This window comes from Leeuwenhoekiella sp. H156 (assembly GCF_052218455.1).
Classification (GTDB): domain Bacteria; phylum Bacteroidota; class Bacteroidia; order Flavobacteriales; family Flavobacteriaceae; genus Leeuwenhoekiella; species Leeuwenhoekiella parthenopeia.
In genome coordinates, this window is sequence record NZ_CP197499.1 from 3,455,000 (window position 1) to 3,471,297 (window position 16,298).

The 16,298-nt window shown below is 41.9% G+C and carries 11 protein-coding genes; 3 read left to right on the forward strand and 8 right to left on the reverse strand.

Annotated features, from left to right (window positions below):
• Window positions 1-9 precede the first annotated feature (9 nt).
• The gene (locus tag ACSSS3_RS14645) at window positions 10-312 is read left to right on the forward strand and encodes a hypothetical protein (protein WP_442845252.1); all 303 of its coding nucleotides are present in this window, start codon (window positions 10-12) and stop codon (window positions 310-312) included.
• A gap of 31 nt (window positions 313-343) precedes the next feature.
• On the opposite strand, the gene ACSSS3_RS14650 is transcribed toward ACSSS3_RS14645, so the two are convergent.
• Both ACSSS3_RS14650 and ACSSS3_RS14655 read right to left on the reverse strand, forming a co-directional pair.
• On the reverse strand, window positions 344-700 hold the full coding sequence (locus ACSSS3_RS14650; protein ID WP_442845253.1) for a hypothetical protein: 357 nt from the start codon (window positions 698-700) through the stop codon (window positions 344-346).
• A gap of 108 nt (window positions 701-808) precedes the next feature.
• Window positions 809-3,355 carry an ATP-dependent Clp protease ATP-binding subunit gene (locus tag ACSSS3_RS14655; RefSeq protein ID WP_442845254.1) on the reverse strand — a complete coding sequence of 849 codons (2,547 nt, stop codon included), beginning with the start codon at window positions 3,353-3,355 and terminating at the stop codon, window positions 809-811.
• Between the two features lie 245 nt (window positions 3,356-3,600).
• Here ACSSS3_RS14655 and gyrA point away from each other — a divergent pair, with 245 nt between their 5' ends.
• Both gyrA and ACSSS3_RS14665 read left to right on the forward strand, forming a co-directional pair.
• Window positions 3,601-6,135, forward strand: a complete 2,535-nt coding sequence (gene gyrA, locus ACSSS3_RS14660; protein ID WP_442845255.1) for a DNA gyrase subunit A — start codon at window positions 3,601-3,603, stop codon at window positions 6,133-6,135.
• A 28-nt stretch (window positions 6,136-6,163) separates the two neighbouring features.
• Window positions 6,164-7,432, forward strand: coding sequence for a tetratricopeptide repeat protein (locus ACSSS3_RS14665; RefSeq protein ID WP_442845256.1), 1,269 nt, complete (start codon window positions 6,164-6,166; stop codon window positions 7,430-7,432).
• A gap of 78 nt (window positions 7,433-7,510) precedes the next feature.
• On the opposite strand, the gene ACSSS3_RS14670 is transcribed toward ACSSS3_RS14665, so the two are convergent.
• The 6 genes from ACSSS3_RS14670 to thrC all read right to left on the reverse strand — a co-directional run bounded on the left by ACSSS3_RS14670 (window position 7,511) and on the right by thrC (window position 16,242).
• On the reverse strand, window positions 7,511-8,809 hold the full coding sequence (locus ACSSS3_RS14670) for an amidohydrolase family protein (RefSeq protein WP_442845257.1): 1,299 nt from the start codon (window positions 8,807-8,809) through the stop codon (window positions 7,511-7,513).
• Between the two features lie 2 nt (window positions 8,810-8,811).
• The gene (locus ACSSS3_RS14675) at window positions 8,812-11,790 is read right to left on the reverse strand and encodes an amidohydrolase family protein (protein WP_442845258.1); all 2,979 of its coding nucleotides are present in this window, start codon (window positions 11,788-11,790) and stop codon (window positions 8,812-8,814) included.
• Between the two features lie 87 nt (window positions 11,791-11,877).
• The gene (locus ACSSS3_RS14680) at window positions 11,878-12,951 is read right to left on the reverse strand and encodes a DUF3810 domain-containing protein (RefSeq protein ID WP_442845259.1); all 1,074 of its coding nucleotides are present in this window, start codon (window positions 12,949-12,951) and stop codon (window positions 11,878-11,880) included.
• A gap of 10 nt (window positions 12,952-12,961) precedes the next feature.
• Entirely contained in the window at window positions 12,962-13,795 is an 834-nt protein-coding gene (locus ACSSS3_RS14685) for a sugar nucleotide-binding protein (protein ID WP_442847430.1), read from the reverse strand.
• Between the two features lie 12 nt (window positions 13,796-13,807).
• Window positions 13,808-14,890 carry a glycine cleavage system aminomethyltransferase GcvT gene (gene gcvT / locus ACSSS3_RS14690; RefSeq protein ID WP_442845260.1) on the reverse strand — a complete coding sequence of 361 codons (1,083 nt, stop codon included), beginning with the start codon at window positions 14,888-14,890 and terminating at the stop codon, window positions 13,808-13,810.
• Between the two features lie 53 nt (window positions 14,891-14,943).
• Complete coding sequence (gene thrC, locus ACSSS3_RS14695) at window positions 14,944-16,242, reverse strand: threonine synthase (protein WP_442845261.1); 1,299 nt, start codon at window positions 16,240-16,242, stop codon at window positions 14,944-14,946.
• Window positions 16,243-16,298 lie beyond the last annotated feature (56 nt).

Below are 16,298 nucleotides of genomic sequence, written 5' to 3' on the forward strand. Positions count from 1 at the left end.
AACGAGACTATGAGAGTACTTAATTATAACTTATTAATCAAGGGAGTTCTTTTCGATTTAATTGGTATGGCAACGATGGCGATACCGGTTGTGGGTCCTTTTCTTGATCTGGCCTGGGCTCCTTACGCCGCAAAAAAGATGAGCGAAATGTATCCCGGGAGAAATGGAAAAATAGCTTCGGTACTTGTTTTTGTTGAAGAGCTACTACCATTTACTGATATTATTCCTTCGTTTACTTTAATGTGGGTCTATACCTATCTCATCAAAACTGAAAAGGAGGTACGAACGATCCCAATACGCGTAAAAAACTAGTTTTAAAAAGATGTCGAAAGACATCTTTTTTTTATTGGAGTACTTCAAGAGCCCATTTTTTAGCTTCCAATAGGCTGGTAAAAGCTTTAAAAGGTTTCTGAAGAAATTCTTGTTCCACAGTAGTACTCGATAGGCCAATCTCAGAAGTCACCACAACAGCCATTGCCATAAAGTTTTGTAGCCTGGACAGCGTATTATAAACCAAAGGGTCTACACTGTAGGATGCGGTACGTATTGCGATGTATGCAAAGGGAAGTTGCTGAAAATGCTCCAGACAGGCATTAAAAACATCAAGCGCTAAATCTTCATTGATGCAAATGCCGGGGTTCATCGTGCCTAAAGCCAATGAACCTTCAAAATAAAGTTCGCCAAATTCAAATGAAATCATTCTATGCGAGGTAGATAGTACAAAATCGAAGTTAATTCAAAAATCTGATAGCGTCGCAAAAAAAAAAGCTGCCCTGAAGCAGCTTTTGATATAATATTAAATTCAGAACTAGGATTGAGCAGAATTTTCAGTCTTTTCAATTCGGATGCTGAGTTCTTCTTTTCCGTCTTCGATATCCATATAGATGGTATCTCCTTCATTGAGGTTTGAAGCAATGATCTCTTCGGCTAAAGCGTCTTCAATGTATTTTTGAATGGCTCGTTTAAGAGGTCTGGCCCCATAGTCTTTGTCAAAGCCTTTATCCCCAATGAAGTCTTTGGCTTTATCTGAAAGTTGCAGATTGTAACCCAAAGCTTCAATACGTTTGTAAAGCTTTTTAAGTTCAATATCAATAATCTGGTGAATTTCTCCACGCTCAAGAGCATTGAATACAATCACATCATCAACACGGTTCAGGAACTCGGGTGCAAATGCTTTTTTAAGCGCCTGCTGAATGATTCCTTTTGTATTATCATCAGCCTGCTCCTTACGGGCAGCGGTACCAAAACCAACACCCTGGCCAAAATCTTTGATCTTACGCGCCCCGATATTTGAGGTCATAATGATAACTGTATTTCTAAAGTCTATTTTTCGACCTAAAGAATCGGTGATATAACCGTCATCCAATACCTGAAGCAGCATGTTGAATACATCCGGGTGTGCCTTCTCAATCTCATCAAGCAATACAACAGAATAGGGCTTTCTTCTAACTTTTTCAGTTAGCTGTCCGCCTTCTTCGTAACCCACATATCCCGGAGGTGCTCCAATGAGTCTTGAAATCGCAAATTTCTCCATGTATTCACTCATATCTATTCGGATGAGCGAATCTTCGTTATCAAACAATTCGGTAGCTAAAATCTTAGCGAGCTGGGTTTTACCCACACCGGTCTGACCCAAGAAGATAAATGAACCAATGGGTTTCTGCGGATCTTTAAGACCTGCACGATTACGCTGTATCGCTTTGGCTACTTTAGCAACTGCTTCGTCCTGACCTATTACTTTAGATCGTATAGATTGCGGTAATTCTGCCAGCTTGTTGCTTTCCGTTTTTGCAATACGATTTACAGGGATGCCGCTCATCATCGAGACCACATCTGCCACGTTATCCTCAGTCACGGTCTCACGATGCAGTTTAGAATCTTCTTCCCAGCTCTGCTGTGCAGACGCCAGTTCTTTTTCTAAATTTTTCTCGTCGTCACGCAGTTTTGCAGCTTCTTCATATTTCTGCTTTTTAACAACAGAATTTTTGCGTTCACGAACTTCTTCAAGTTGACGCTCCAGGTCTAATATCTTTTTAGGTACATCAATATTTACAATGTGTACCCGTGATCCTGCTTCATCCAATGCATCGATCGCCTTGTCCGGTAAAAACCGGTCTGTCATATATCTGCTGGTAAGCGTTACACAAGCCTTGATCGCTTCAGGGGTGTAAATCACATTATGGTGATCTTCATACTTATCTTTTATGTTGTTAAGTATTTCAATCGTTTCTTCCTCATTGGTAGGCTCTACGATTACCTTCTGGAATCTACGCTCCAATGCACCATCTTTCTCTATATACTGTCTGTATTCATCTAAAGTGGTCGCACCGATGCATTGAATTTCACCACGGGCAAGCGCAGGTTTAAACATATTGCTGGCATCCAGAGATCCTGTAGCACCACCGGCACCTACAATGGTATGTATTTCGTCAATAAAAAGAATGATGTCTGAGTTTTTCTCCAGTTCATTCATCACCGCTTTCATACGCTCTTCAAACTGACCGCGGTACTTCGTTCCTGCAACAAGACTTGCAAGATCGAGTGTAACCACGCGCTTGTCAAAAAGAATACGGGATACTTTGCGTTTTACAATACGCAAGGCAAGGCCTTCGGCGATTGCCGATTTACCAACACCCGGTTCTCCTATAAGTAAGGGGTTATTCTTTTTACGTCTGCTCAGGATTTGAGATACACGTTCTATTTCTTTTTCGCGTCCTACAACAGGATCCAGTTTGTCTTCTTCGGCCATTGCAGTTAAGTCTCTACCGAAGTTGTCTAAAACCGGAGTCTTAGATTTTTTATTTGTTTTATTTCCGGGCGTATTAAAAGGATTTTCTTTTTGCGAATCTGCGGTATTGTCGTCATCGCTGAAAGACTCACTTTTAATAGGCTCTATATAGTCGTCTTCACTAGTCATCATAAGCTTAAATTGATCTTTTACATTGTCATAGTCTACTTTGAGCTTGTTGAGTAATTTAGTCGTAGGATCGTTTTCATTACGCAACACACAAAGTAACAGATGAGCTGTATTTATAGAAGAACTTTGAAAAAGTTTTGCTTCTAAAAATGTGGTTTTGAGAGCACGCTCTGCCTGTCTGGTGAGGTGCAGATTTTTCTTTTCATTACTTGCCAAACCGGTACCGGGATTCGCGGGACTCAGAATCTCAACTTTACGACGCAGATGGTTCAAATCAACATCTAGTGCCTGAAGTATTTCAATAGCTTTCCCGCTGCCATCACGCAATAAGCCCAGCATCAAATGCTCGGTACCTATAAAATCGTGACCCAGCCTCAAGGCTTCTTCCTTGCTGTAGGCGATTACATCTTTAACTCGGGGTGAAAAATTATCATCCATATTCGCTCCTGTCTTTTCTTGGGTTTTTTATAATTAAGTCAAAAACCGTTCCGTTTGCAATGCTGTTAGTAAATTGACAAAATTACTTTTAAAGCTACAATGGAAGTTAAGCATACTTATCAAAAACGAAAACTAATTTTTGTTAATAAAAACCGAGGCAGGTAAATAGGAGATTGCCCGAAAACACTGTCAAAATGCGTATATTGCCCCTCAGTGTTTAAACCAATATTTAAATAGAAATACATATGGCTGAAGGAGAGAAGTTAATTCCTATCAACATTGAAGATGAAATGAAATCAGCCTACATTGACTATTCAATGTCGGTCATCGTGTCACGTGCATTACCAGATGTACGAGACGGTTTGAAGCCTGTACACAGGCGTGTTTTATTCGGCATGCATGAACTTGGAGTTCGGTCGAATACAGCTCATAAAAAATCAGCAAGAATTGTAGGGGAGGTATTGGGTAAATACCACCCGCACGGTGATACATCCGTGTATGATACCATGGTAAGGATGGCTCAGGAATGGAGTCTACGCTATATGCTGGTTGACGGTCAGGGTAACTTTGGTTCGGTTGATGGTGACAGCCCTGCAGCTATGCGATATACCGAAGCCCGTATGCGCAAGATTTCTGAAGAAATGCTTGCCGATATCGATAAGGATACGGTAGATCACACACTCAACTTTGACGATACCCTTAAAGAACCCACGGTACTTCCTACTCGTATTCCGGGTCTTTTGGTAAATGGTGCATCCGGTATTGCGGTGGGTATGGCAACAAATATGCCTCCTCACAACCTTACCGAAGTCGTTAACGGTATCATTGCCTATATCGAAAACCACGACATCGAAATAGACGAACTCATGCAGCACGTGACGGCTCCTGATTTTCCTACTGGAGGAACAATCTACGGCTATGAAGGTGTGCGCGAGGCATTTAAAACCGGTAGGGGTCGTGTTGTTTTACGCGCCAAAGCGACTATTGAAGACGTTAAAGGTCGCGAGTGTATTATCGTAAGTGAAATTCCATATCAGGTCAATAAGGCCGATATGATTAAGAAAACCGCCGATCTTGTAAACGAGAAGAAAATAGACGGTATAGCCTCGATACGTGATGAGTCTGACCGTAACGGGATGCGTATCGTTTATGTATTGAAAAGAGATGCTATTCCCAATATCGTTCTCAATACCTTATATAAATATACTGCGTTGCAATCCTCCTTCAGCGTAAATAATATAGCTCTTGTAAAAGGAAGACCTGAAATGTTGAATCTTAAAGATATGATTCATCATTTTGTGGAGCACCGTCACGAAGTAGTGGTGCGTCGTACCGAGTTTGAGCTTAAGAAGGCCGAAGATAGAGCTCACATTCTTGAAGGTTTAATCATCGCTTCCGATAACATTGATGAAGTAATTGCGCTGATACGTGCGAGTAGTAACGCCGAAGAGGCACGGGCAAAATTGATGGAGCGTTTTGAGCTTACTGAAATTCAGGCCAGAGCTATTGTCGAAATGCGTTTACGTCAACTCACCGGTCTGGAGCAGGATAAGTTGCGCGAGGAGTATGACGAGTTACTTAAAACTATTGAAGATTTAAAGGATATTCTGGCTAAAAAAGAGCGCAGAATGGAAATTATTAAGAACGAACTCATTGAGATTAGAGAGAAATACGGGGATGAGCGCCGAACCGACATAGACTATGCCGGTGGAGATGTTACCATAACCGATTTGATACCTGATGAAAAAGTGGTTCTTACAATTTCTCACGCCGGTTATATCAAGCGTACTTCCCTGCAGGAATACAAAACGCAAAACAGAGGTGGTGTAGGTCAAAAAGGATCTACAACGCGTAACGAGGATTTCCTCGAGCACTTATTTGTGGGAACCAACCACCAGTATTTGATCTTCTTTACCCAAAAAGGAAAATGTTTCTGGATGCGGGTTTTTGAAATTCCTGAAGGAAGCAAAACCTCAAAAGGTAGAGCAATTCAAAATCTAATAGCAATTGATCCGGATGATAAAGTCAAAGCCTTTATTTGTACCAATGACCTGAAAGATGAGGAATACATAAATTCCCGATATGTCATTATGGCAACCAAAAAAGGTCAGGTTAAGAAAACATCTCTTGAGCAATACTCACGCCCACGTACTAATGGTATCAATGCGATTACCATTAAAGAAGGTGATGAATTACTGGCTGCTAAGCTTACCACAGGCGACAGTCAGGTAATGCTTGCCGTGAAGTCTGGTAAGGCCATTCGCTTTGAAGAAGAGAAGACCCGACCTATGGGTAGAAGTGCTTCCGGAGTTCGTGGCATAACTCTTGCAGACGATAATGACGAGGTTATAGGAATGGTAGCTGTTAACGATCCCGAGTCTAATGTACTTGTCGTTTCAGAGAATGGTTACGGTAAGCGTTCACTGGTTGAAGACTACCGGGTTACAAACCGCGGTGGTAAGGGTGTAAAGACTATTTCAATCACCGAAAAGACCGGAAGCTTAGTTTCTATAAACAATGTTACCGATGAGGATGATTTGATGATCATTAACAAGTCGGGTATCGCTATCCGAATGGAAGTTTCAGAACTTCGGGTTATGGGTCGAGCCACTCAGGGTGTAAGACTTATTAACCTGAAAAATGGAGACACCATCGCAGCAGTGACAAAAGTGAAGAAAGATGAAGATGATATAGAAGATGAAGACGGCATTGTCGCTGAAGAAGATGAAAAAATAGATAACCAAAATATTGAAAAGCCTTCTTCTGATGAAGAGGAATAATTAAAGTTGAATATAAATTAAGTAGATAATGAAAACTAAGTCAATAGTTTTTGCGGCGCTTTCCCTTACAGCCGTAACCTTTGCGCAGAAAAAGGAAATCAAGTCTGCAGAAAAAGCCGTTGAATCTGGAAGTTATGCCCAGGCCAAAACCGAAATTGAAGCGGTTTCCGGGATGATGGGTCAGATGGACGATAAAGAAAAAGAATATTATTACTTCGTAAAAGGTAGAGCATATCTTGGTGGAGAGGATAATAAAAATGCCGATGAGCTTCTAAAAGCAATGGAAGCGTTTACAACAGTAAACGAATTCAATGGCGGTAGCAAATACGGAGAAGAGGCCAAGCAGTTTAAGCAACAGGCGATGAACGCTGTTATTTCTTCTGCTGTGGATGATCAGAATGCAGAGAAGTATGGTGAGGCAGCCAATAAGCTTTATACGTTGTACACGCTTACTCCTAAAGATACCTCTTATCTTTATTTTGCAGCTTCTAACGCAGTAAATGGTCAGGACTTTACCACTGCACTAAAATACTATACTCAATTGAAAGATATGGGGTATACCGGTATTGAGACGCAATACACTGCCGTAAACAAAGAAGATGGTAAAGTAGAGAACTTCAACTCTAAACAACAAAGAGATTTGTTTGTTAAAGCTGGTTCACACGAAGATCCTAAAACCGTTGTAACCGAGTCCCGAGCAGGTGAGATCGCAAAAAACATCGCTTTGATCTATGTTCAGGAGGGTGAAAATGATAAGGCTTTATCTGCAATTCAGGACGCTCTTGCTGAAAATCCCGATGATGATGCTTTATTACGTTCTGCTGCTGATGTTTACCTTAAAATGGATATGACTGAAGAATATGAAGCTGCTATGGATAAGGTTATCGCTAAAGATCCTAACAATCCAGGATTGTATTTCAACCTTGGTGTAGGTGCCGCAAAAGCCGGAAACAATGAGAAAGCTTTGGGTTATTACAACAAAGCTCTGGAAATTGATCCTAATTATTCTGCAGCTAACCTAAACATTGCTGCTTTGATGTTAGCTAAAGATAAAGAGATTATCGAGCAAATGAATTCTCTTGGTAATACCAAGGCAGATAATGCCAAGTATGAAACTTTAAAGAAAGAGCGTTTAAAGCTATATGCTGATGCAGTTCCTTTCCTTGAAAAAGCAATTGCAGGTGATGAGCCAAATGTAGAGGCTGTTCGTACACTTTACAACATCCACATTCAGTTAGGTAACACTGCTGAAGCTGATAAGTACAAAGCTCAATTAGATGCTTTGGAAGGTAAATAATCAAAAAGCCTTATAAAATTAAAAGTCCGGTTCAATTTTGAACCGGACTTTTTTTATACTTTAAATTTAAATCTTCAATTACTCGGTACGTTCATATTTTTCCATGTAACGCTTCCAGAGTTCGGTTTGATGACTTTCAAGACTTATATCCCGTCCGGAGATCATTGCTTTTGTTAGGTTGTTTCCTTTCATTTCTAAAGCATTTCCGGTACTCACAAATAAGGTAGCATCTTTACCGGCTTCTAAAGTTCCGAGTTGCCCTTCTACGCCTAAAATACGTGCGGCATTGAGTGTGATGAGCTTCAGTGCATCTTCAAAACTCAAACCGTGAGCAGTAGTTTGACCTGCATAAAAGGGTATATTACGAGACTGCCAGTATTCTCCACTGTTTCCCAGGGCAACAGTAACACCTGCATCAATTAGGTCTTTAACCATTTTGAAACTGATGTCGTAATCATCGTCTTCTGCTCCGGGCAGGCTGTGTACCCGTGTCAAAATAACAGGCACACCCGCTTCCGCAATCTCCTTAGCTACTTTATAACCGCGGTAGGCTCCTACTAAAACAACTTTATCCAGATTCATATCCTTTTTGAATTTCAATACATCCAGAATTTCTTTTTCTGAATCTACATGAACGTACAGATTTTGACTTCCATCAAGAACATCCTGCATGGCCGCATAAGGTAAATTCATAATGTTTTCATCGCCAGCATCAAAAGCTTGTGATTGCTTCATAAAATCTTTGATTTCGAGAATATCTGAAGGGTAATCTTTATTAGGGCTGTAGCCCGGATCTTCACCCAGCCACCAGCGACCGCGTCTGTAACTGCTTGGCCAGTTGAGGTGAATACCATCGCCGCGTTTAACAACGGCATCTTCCCAGTTCCATGCATCCAGTTGCACCAGTGAAGATTCTCCTGAGATAGTACCACCCTGAGGAACTGTTTGGGCTAATAAAACGCCATTTGGACGCATACTTTCTACAACTTTGGATTCTGCATTGTAAGCGATAATTGCTTCAATATGCGGGTTGTATTCGCCTATCTCGTCCTGATCTTCTGTAGCACGTACAGCTGAAATTTCAACAAGACCAAGAGTGGTATCAAGAGCAATAAAGCCCGGGTATACGTGCTGTCCGTCAATATTTATAACTTCCCCGCGTAAAGGTCTTTTAGTGGTTAAGGCGTCGTAAACACCGGTTATCTTTCCGTCGCTAATGAAAATAAGGCTGTTCTCTATAACCTCACCATTACCAATGTGGGCAATTCCACCGGTCAGGGTTATTTCACCACTTGCAGAAGGCGCAGGCGTTTGCTGAGCCTGTAGACTCGAAGCAAGCAATAAAAACAGTATATATAGGTTTTTAAGTTTTTTCATAATTAGTTAAGTGTTTCTAAGGTGTCACAATCCAGACGTTGTTTCTCTTCTTTTTTGGCCGGTTGAGTCTTCAGCCCTTTATTTTTATCGCGAAGCATCATCGTTGTGAGTTTATTTTTCTTTTCCTGAACGCTCTTACGTAGTTCTTTATCTTTTTCCAGATCAAAATATACCGCTCCTTCGATAAGCGTTTTTTCGGCAATTGCGCTTACAGACATGGGGTATGTAGACCAAAGAACCAAATCAGCATCCTTACCTTCTTTTATACTTCCGGTGCGATCATCCAGATGAAGCATTTTTGCAGGATTTAGCGTTACAAACTTCCAGGCTTCCTCTTCAGGAACTCCCCCATATTTCATGGTTTTGGCAGCTTCCTGATTCAATCTGCGGCTCATTTCGGCATCATCACTATTAATTCCGGTAAGTACACCTTCACTCCACATAATTGCAGCGTTGTAAGGTATGGCATCATTCACCTCATATTTGTAAGCCCACCAGTCGCTAAAGGTCGAACCGGCTACGCCGTGCTCTGCCATTTTATCAGCTACTTTGTAACCTTCAAGTATGTGTGTAAATGTGTTGATTCTAAAATCAAAATCTTCCGCTACTTTCATTAACATATTGATCTCACTTTGTACATAGGAGTGTGATGAGATATAGCGGTCTGCGTTGAGAATTTCAACCAGTGTTTCCATCTCATAATCCTTGCGAAATGGCTGACCACTATTCTTTGCCTTTTCGTATTCACGCGCCCGCTGAAAATAATCGGTATACATTTGTTGCACGCCCATACGTGTTTGTGGAAAGCGGCTGTAGCTACCCCAGTTTGATTGCTTGACGTTTTCGCCCAAAGCAAACTTGATAAACCTGGTGTCATCTAAAACCATCTCATCAATACTTGAACCCCACTTGAGTTTCATCACGGCAGATTGCCCGCCAATTGGGTTAGCTGAACCGTGAAGTAGCTGGATGGTAGTCACACCTCCTGCAAGATCGCGGTAAATGTCAATGTCATCCGGATTCACGACATCTTTCATACGTACTTCGGCAGAAGAGTTTTGACCTCCCTCATTGATTGAGAAAGCAGCAATGTGCGAATGTTCGTCAATTATACCACTGGTAAGATGTTTACCGGTAGCGTCAATCACTTTAGCACCTCCAGAGTTCAGATTTTTGCCAATAGCTGCGATTTTACCGTTTTTGACCAACACATCTGTTTCTTCCAGGATTCCGGCTTCTTCATTAGTCCAAACCGTTGCATTTTTAAACAGAATCGTCTCCTGTTTAGGCTTTTCATCATAACCATAAGCAATGTTGGGGTAGGTGAGCGGCATTACAAAGGGTTCATCCTCTTCTTTGTCCTCCTCTTCCTTGTCTTCTTCGTCTTCCGTTGCACCGGCTTCTTTTTTAGTCATACTAAAAGCAGTTTCACTTCCGTTAGGCTGAATAGCTTTACCACTCCAGGATTGAGCATCAGAAACCTGTGTTACAATACGTGTAAAATCTTTACTTTCAGAATTAACAGCGGTAAACATCAGGTTTAACCAGCCGTTATCGTAATTGATTTTAGAACCCAATTTAGTATCACCACTTTTAACGGTTACTGAAGGTTTTTCGGTTGATTTGGATATACTTACGTCATAAGTAGAACCACCCAGACTCAAGGCATAGGAGCCGTCAATATCCAGTACATTAGAATCTTTAATCACGTGCTGATTTCCCTGCACCCAGTTCTCGTAGAGTACGGTTTCGTCCTCAAATAAAGGTCCTGAAGTAACCAGAAAATTAGCCCAGGCATTTTCTTTGAGAGAGCCTAATTCCTCACTTTTCCCCAAAAGCTGAGCAGGAACTGTGGTTAGGGCCTTGAGTGCGGTTTCTTCGCTCAGACCGTACTTAAATGCTTTTTTAAGCATATCCATAAGCTTGTCAGGAGATTTAAGCGAATGGGTGGTGATGGCAAAAGTAAGTCCCGCATCCTGCATTTTTGCCGGGTTGGTAGGCTCCTGATTCCATTCAAGCATTTGACTCAGGCTCACATAATCTGCCTGAAAGGGATCTTCCACATCATAAGCATCCTGAAAATTAATGGGAATAATATAGTGTGCTCCGGTTGCTTTGATCTCGTCAATACGCTTATACTCGTCACCGCCACCCACGATAATGAAGGGTACTCCGGTTTCTTTTGCCAGGTTTGAAATGCGCAGGTCGTCATAAAGATCTTCGCCGTAAAAGATCTGAGGCAGATCCATATTGGCATTAAGAGCCTCCAGGGCAAGGTCTCTGGTTTCTACATTTCCCTGTGCATACCATGCTGCATCTTCAAAAAGCTGACGTATAAGGGCAGTAGCACCCATCTTAGAAGAAGGATAAGCCTGTGCAGAAAGGTTACTTTTGTCAAAAGAGAAAAATTGAGCTGATCTGGTGTCTATTAAACGATCTGCCGTGTTGCCATCTGTATTAAGAGCCACAAGAATACCATTACCACGTGCGATTGCATCTGCTTTATGAGTATTTACGGCGCCAAAACCTGCTTCAAGCATTTCTTTGGCCGCTTTGCTGTCGTAATCAAAATCCGCAAGAGCATCGGTTTCTGCCCGAACGTGATCATTCCAGTAGTAACCTGAGCGAGATGCTTCGTACTCACCACTGCGGCTGCCGCCAGATCGTTCAGGAGTTTTTACCCCAAAAGAGGAATACATTTCAATAAAAGAAGGGTAGACGTGCTTACCACCCAAATCAATTACTACTGCATTTTCGGGCTCTTTGACAGATTTGCCAACGGCAACGATCTTTCCGTCTTTAACCAGCATACTTCCTCCGGTAATTGTTTTTCCGGGAGTGGGATGTAGCGTGGCATTTTTAAAGAGCGTGTAATTAGAATTGACTGTTTTTACACCGTCATTGACCGGGAAGTATTCCTGTGCAGCGAGTGTAAAACACATCAGGAATAACCATCCGGAAAGGAATAGTTTTTTGTTCATAGTTAGCTAAATTTAGACTTTGTCTAAAAATAACTGTTATGACGTTTCTTTAAGAAAATTTAAGATTGTTTAAGAAATGTTTAACGATTACGGCAAATCGCTTTTATTTTTAAAATAATTGACCAAAAGAGCTACCACATAACTATAACTCTGCATACCCCCGGGTTGGTTATTTGCTTTTAAATAACCTCCATAAAATTCGGCCAAAATGGGCTCTAACGGATTCTGATAGGCAAGCCAAAAGTCATTGGATTGCCGGTAATTGGCGAGAATTCCAGGGCGTATTTGATTTTTAAGGAGTTCTCCTGCATCCGGATTACGCATATATACATCGCTTAAACAATAGCGCAGAGCGAAAATATAGCCGGAGTATTTAAAGTAGGGATCCGGATGGTTTGTTGTGGCCATAACAGCGATAAAATTAGCTTCGTTTTCTTTGGCAAAACCCAATTGATGTGCTTCTTCATGACAACTTACAAGCGGCCAACGGTGCGCCGGTTGCATACCATTTACCTGTGCCTCCTGAGTAATGGGGTTGAGATAACCACCAAATCCCATATAGGTAAGTGGAAGCCTGAAAAGCGAGTTTTTAATACTGGTAGGATTGTAGTTCAGTTTTGGGAAGTTATCTTCCACAATCGCGTAACCTTCCGGCGACTTTTTAAAGATTTCGTGAAGTGAATACCTAAACTCCACCGGCAGGCTGTCTGTTTTTTGAAGCTCGTTATGCAACTTATTCGATTCTTTGATCAGTCGCTGGGTGAGACTGATGAGTTCCTCGGTCGTATACTCCTTATCAATCTCAAGCGCCTCGTGTAAGGGCAACCGGTAATAATTCAACCCCCATAAAAGGTGAAAACTGAAATAAATCAGATTGGCGAAAAGCAGGGCTTTGGTAAAGAAATTCAAAAAGGTTCTAAATCGGTTTTTGATCAGCTTATAAACGGAAACAAATGCGTAAACGATCACAATCGCATACATCACATCTCCAAAAGAAAAAGGAATCCAGCCTAAACTAAATCGGAAAAGCTTTGAGATGTACAGATAAATCCCATTGCTGTACCAGTTTTCTACAACTTGTGGAAACCGGGCAATAACCCTTAAAACCAGTATCTGAAAAATCAGCAGAAAAACGTATAGTACCGGTTTTTTAAATTTCATAAACTAAACTTTAAAACACCTGAGATTCTGCCAGTACTTCTTCATTGGTTATCGCAAGATGCTGCGGCAGTTTGTTGTCTTTGGGCAAAACCGCCAGATACCGGTCAAAGTTTGAGGTATACACCATCTTGTATTGGGGTTTGATATTCAGATTGATTTTGCGCACAATCTCCTGAATAAATTCCTGATGGTGAATAAGGTCATTACTGCCCAGGTGAAAAATGCCGCTCAGCTTCCGGTTGATGATATAGTGTATCTGCTGCCCCAGCTTTTTGTCTGTTGTGGTGTTCATAATCAAGTGTGGAAACACCTCAATCTGCGCGTGCAACAACAGGGCATTTTTGATTTCGCGAACACGTGGCGAATTGGCTCCAAAAACCATAGGAAGCCTGATGATGGCATATTGAGTTTCGGGCAAAAAGTTTAAAAAGTAATTCTCGCAGCGAATTTTAAGCTTTCCGTATTTACTGTCGGAAAGCGTTTTATCAAACTCATAGCTGGGATAATTAGTAAACGCATCAAATACATTGGCTGAAGACAGGTAAATCACAAAAATCCCGGTACGTAAAGCAAAATCACACAAATCTTCGTGCGCTTCAACCTGACCTTCAAAATCGCCCCGCAAAGCGGAAATAACCAGCGTGGGACGTACCTGGTTCAGCACTTCGTAAATACTGTCCTGAGTTACATCAAAGTGTATAAAATGCTTGTTATCTGAATAGATTTTACCGGTATGGTAGGTGCCATAGGTGTCGTAGTACCGGTGTAATTCTTTATACAGGGTACCGCCCAGAAAGCCGCTGGCTCCCAGAATGAGGATTCTATGTGATTGCGCCTGTGCGATGTATCTTAAAGATTATCCTTTATAAAAAGGAAGTTTAACCACTTTAGCCGGTATGTTTTTGTTACGTACTTTGATAAAAATGTCGCTTTCCGGCTTACTGTATGCAGTTTTGACGTAACCCAAACCAATTCCTTTCGAAAGGGATGGTGACATCGTCCCTGAAGTTACAATACCAATGTTGTTGCCTTCTGCATCTACAATTTCATAATCGTGACGGGGGATACCGCGTTCGGTAAGTTCAAAACCTACCAGTTTGCGCTCAGGTCCGTTTTCTTTTTCGGCTTTTAAAGCTTCAGAATTGACAAAATCTTTAGTGAATTTGGTAATCCAGCCTAGACCGGCTTCTATAGGCGAGGTGGTATCATTAATATCGTTTCCGTAAAGGCAATACCCCATTTCTAAACGTAATGTATCACGCGCGGCAAGGCCTATGGGTTTAATGCCAAAATCTTTTCCGGCTTCAAATACCTTGTTCCAAAGTTGCTCTGCATACTCGTTGTGGCAATAGATTTCAAAACCTCCGCTTCCCGTGTAACCGGTAGCGCTGATGATCACGTGATCAATTCCTGCAAACGGAGCGACTTCAAAGTTGTAAAATTTAATGGCTGAAAGATCGGTGTCAGTAAGGGATTGCATCGCCTCAATGGCTTTTGGTCCCTGAATAGCCAAAAGTGAGAAGTTGTCTGAAATATTCTTCAGTTCTACACCAAAGCTGTTGTGACTGCTGATCCAATCCCAGTCTTTTTCAATATTGGAAGCATTTACAACCAGCAAATATTCGTTTTCGCGAATGCGATATACGATTAAATCGTCAACAATACCACCTTCGGCGTTAGGCATACAGTTATACTGCGCACCACCCACCTGAATCTTAGAAATGTCGTTGCTGCATACTTTCTGAAGTAGATCGAGTGCCTTTTCGCCAATGGCTAAAAACTCACCCATATGCGACACGTCAAAAACCCCGACGCCTTTGCGTACGGTTTCATGTTCGGCATTTACGCCTTCATAAGAAACCGGCATATTGTACCCGGCAAACGGAACCATCTTAGCCCCAAGGCTTTCGTGAATTTTAGTAAGTGCAGTTGTCTTCATCTCTGTTTTTTAGGAGCACAAATGTATCAAAACTGCACAGAAAACCGAGTGTTTTAGCCTATTAAAAAGGCTTTAAATTCATCGTAGTTCTTAATCGCGATAGCCTGCTTTTCCTTGTGCATCACGGCTTCAATTTGCGGTGGAATGGCAATCTCCGCATCGATCACGGGGTTGACAACCGGTAAAAACTTGACCGGATGTGCGGTTTCTAAAAAGATTCCGTAGGCATCAGGATGGTCTTTCAGATAGTTTTTTAGTCCTAAATAACCCACTGCCCCGTGCGGATCTGCGATATAACCGGTCTCTTTGTAAATGCGCTGCATGGCCTCTTTAGTTTGTGCATCATCATAAGAAAATGAGGATAATTTTTGCGAAAGAGCTTCCAGATCGTTATTAAACAGTTTTTGAATACGGATAAAGTTGGAAGGATCACCCACATCCATCGCGTTGCTTATCGTTGCTACCGAAGGTTTTGGCTTGTATTCCCCGGTTTTGAGATATTCGGGCACGATGTCGTTGCGGTTTACCGAAGCCACAAAATGTTTTACCGGCATCCCCAGTCTATAGGCTACCATTCCCGCACAGATGTTTCCAAAATTCCCGCTGGGAACCGAGAATACGAGTTCTTTTCCTTTTGATTTCGCTTGTTTATATGCAAACAGGAAGTAAAATAATTGCGGTAACCAGCGTGCGATATTGATCGAGTTGGCTGAGGTAAGCTTACGCTTCGAAGTGATTTCTTCATCCAGAAAAGCAGTTTTTACCATGGCCTGGCAATCGTCAAAAACGCCGTCTACTTCCAGAGCGGTGATGTTTGCACCCAGCGTGGTCAATTGCTTTTCCTGGATGTCGCTCACTTTGCCGGTGGGGTAGAGGATTACTACATCTACACCTTCCACATTGAGAAATCCTCGGGCAACGGCGCCACCGGTGTCGCCACTGGTCGCTACCAAAACGGTAACCGGTTCCTGAGTTTCTTTTTGCGCTGAGAAATACCCCAGACAGCGCGCCATAAAACGAGCACCAACGTCTTTAAAAGCCATTGTCGGGCCATGAAACAACTCTAAGGTTGCTACATTTTCTTCCAGTTCTACGACCGGAAACTCAAAAGACAACACATCGGCGATGATGTCTTTGAGGGCTTCGTCCGGAATCACGCCATCCACAAATTGCCGGATGGCTTCAAAGGCGATTTCGTTATTAGAAAGCTGCTCGATGTTTTCAAAAAAGGAAGCCGGTAAAGGCTTTATTTCTTCAGGAAAGTACAATCCCTTATCCGGGGCGATACCGCGAACCACGGCTTCTTCTAATCCTACATTTGGGGCTTTTCCGTTTAAACTGTAATAGTTCATGATGCTGTATTATTCAGGTTGTTTGGTTGTTGTTTATCGGTTTTCCTACAACTAGG

What these genes read in the sequence shown, in the direction of transcription:
- gcvT (WP_442845260.1), bottom strand. Translation starts at nt 14,890, where the DNA reads ATGAAGACAACTGCACTTACTAAAATTCACGAAAGCCTTGGGGCTAAG.
- ACSSS3_RS14655 (WP_442845254.1), bottom strand. Translation starts at nt 3,355, where the DNA reads ATGGATGATAATTTTTCACCCCGAGTTAAAGATGTAATCGCCTACAGC.
- ACSSS3_RS14645 (WP_442845252.1), top strand. Translation starts at nt 10, where the DNA reads ATGAGAGTACTTAATTATAACTTATTAATCAAGGGAGTTCTTTTCGAT.
- gyrA (WP_442845255.1), top strand. Translation starts at nt 3,601, where the DNA reads ATGGCTGAAGGAGAGAAGTTAATTCCTATCAACATTGAAGATGAAATG.
- ACSSS3_RS14650 (WP_442845253.1), bottom strand. Translation starts at nt 700, where the DNA reads ATGATTTCATTTGAATTTGGCGAACTTTATTTTGAAGGTTCATTGGCT.
- ACSSS3_RS14665 (WP_442845256.1), top strand. Translation starts at nt 6,164, where the DNA reads ATGAAAACTAAGTCAATAGTTTTTGCGGCGCTTTCCCTTACAGCCGTA.
- thrC (WP_442845261.1), bottom strand. Translation starts at nt 16,242, where the DNA reads ATGAACTATTACAGTTTAAACGGAAAAGCCCCAAATGTAGGATTAGAA.
- ACSSS3_RS14670 (WP_442845257.1), bottom strand. Translation starts at nt 8,809, where the DNA reads ATGAAAAAACTTAAAAACCTATATATACTGTTTTTATTGCTTGCTTCG.
- ACSSS3_RS14680 (WP_442845259.1), bottom strand. Translation starts at nt 12,951, where the DNA reads ATGAAATTTAAAAAACCGGTACTATACGTTTTTCTGCTGATTTTTCAG.
- ACSSS3_RS14675 (WP_442845258.1), bottom strand. Translation starts at nt 11,790, where the DNA reads ATGAACAAAAAACTATTCCTTTCCGGATGGTTATTCCTGATGTGTTTT.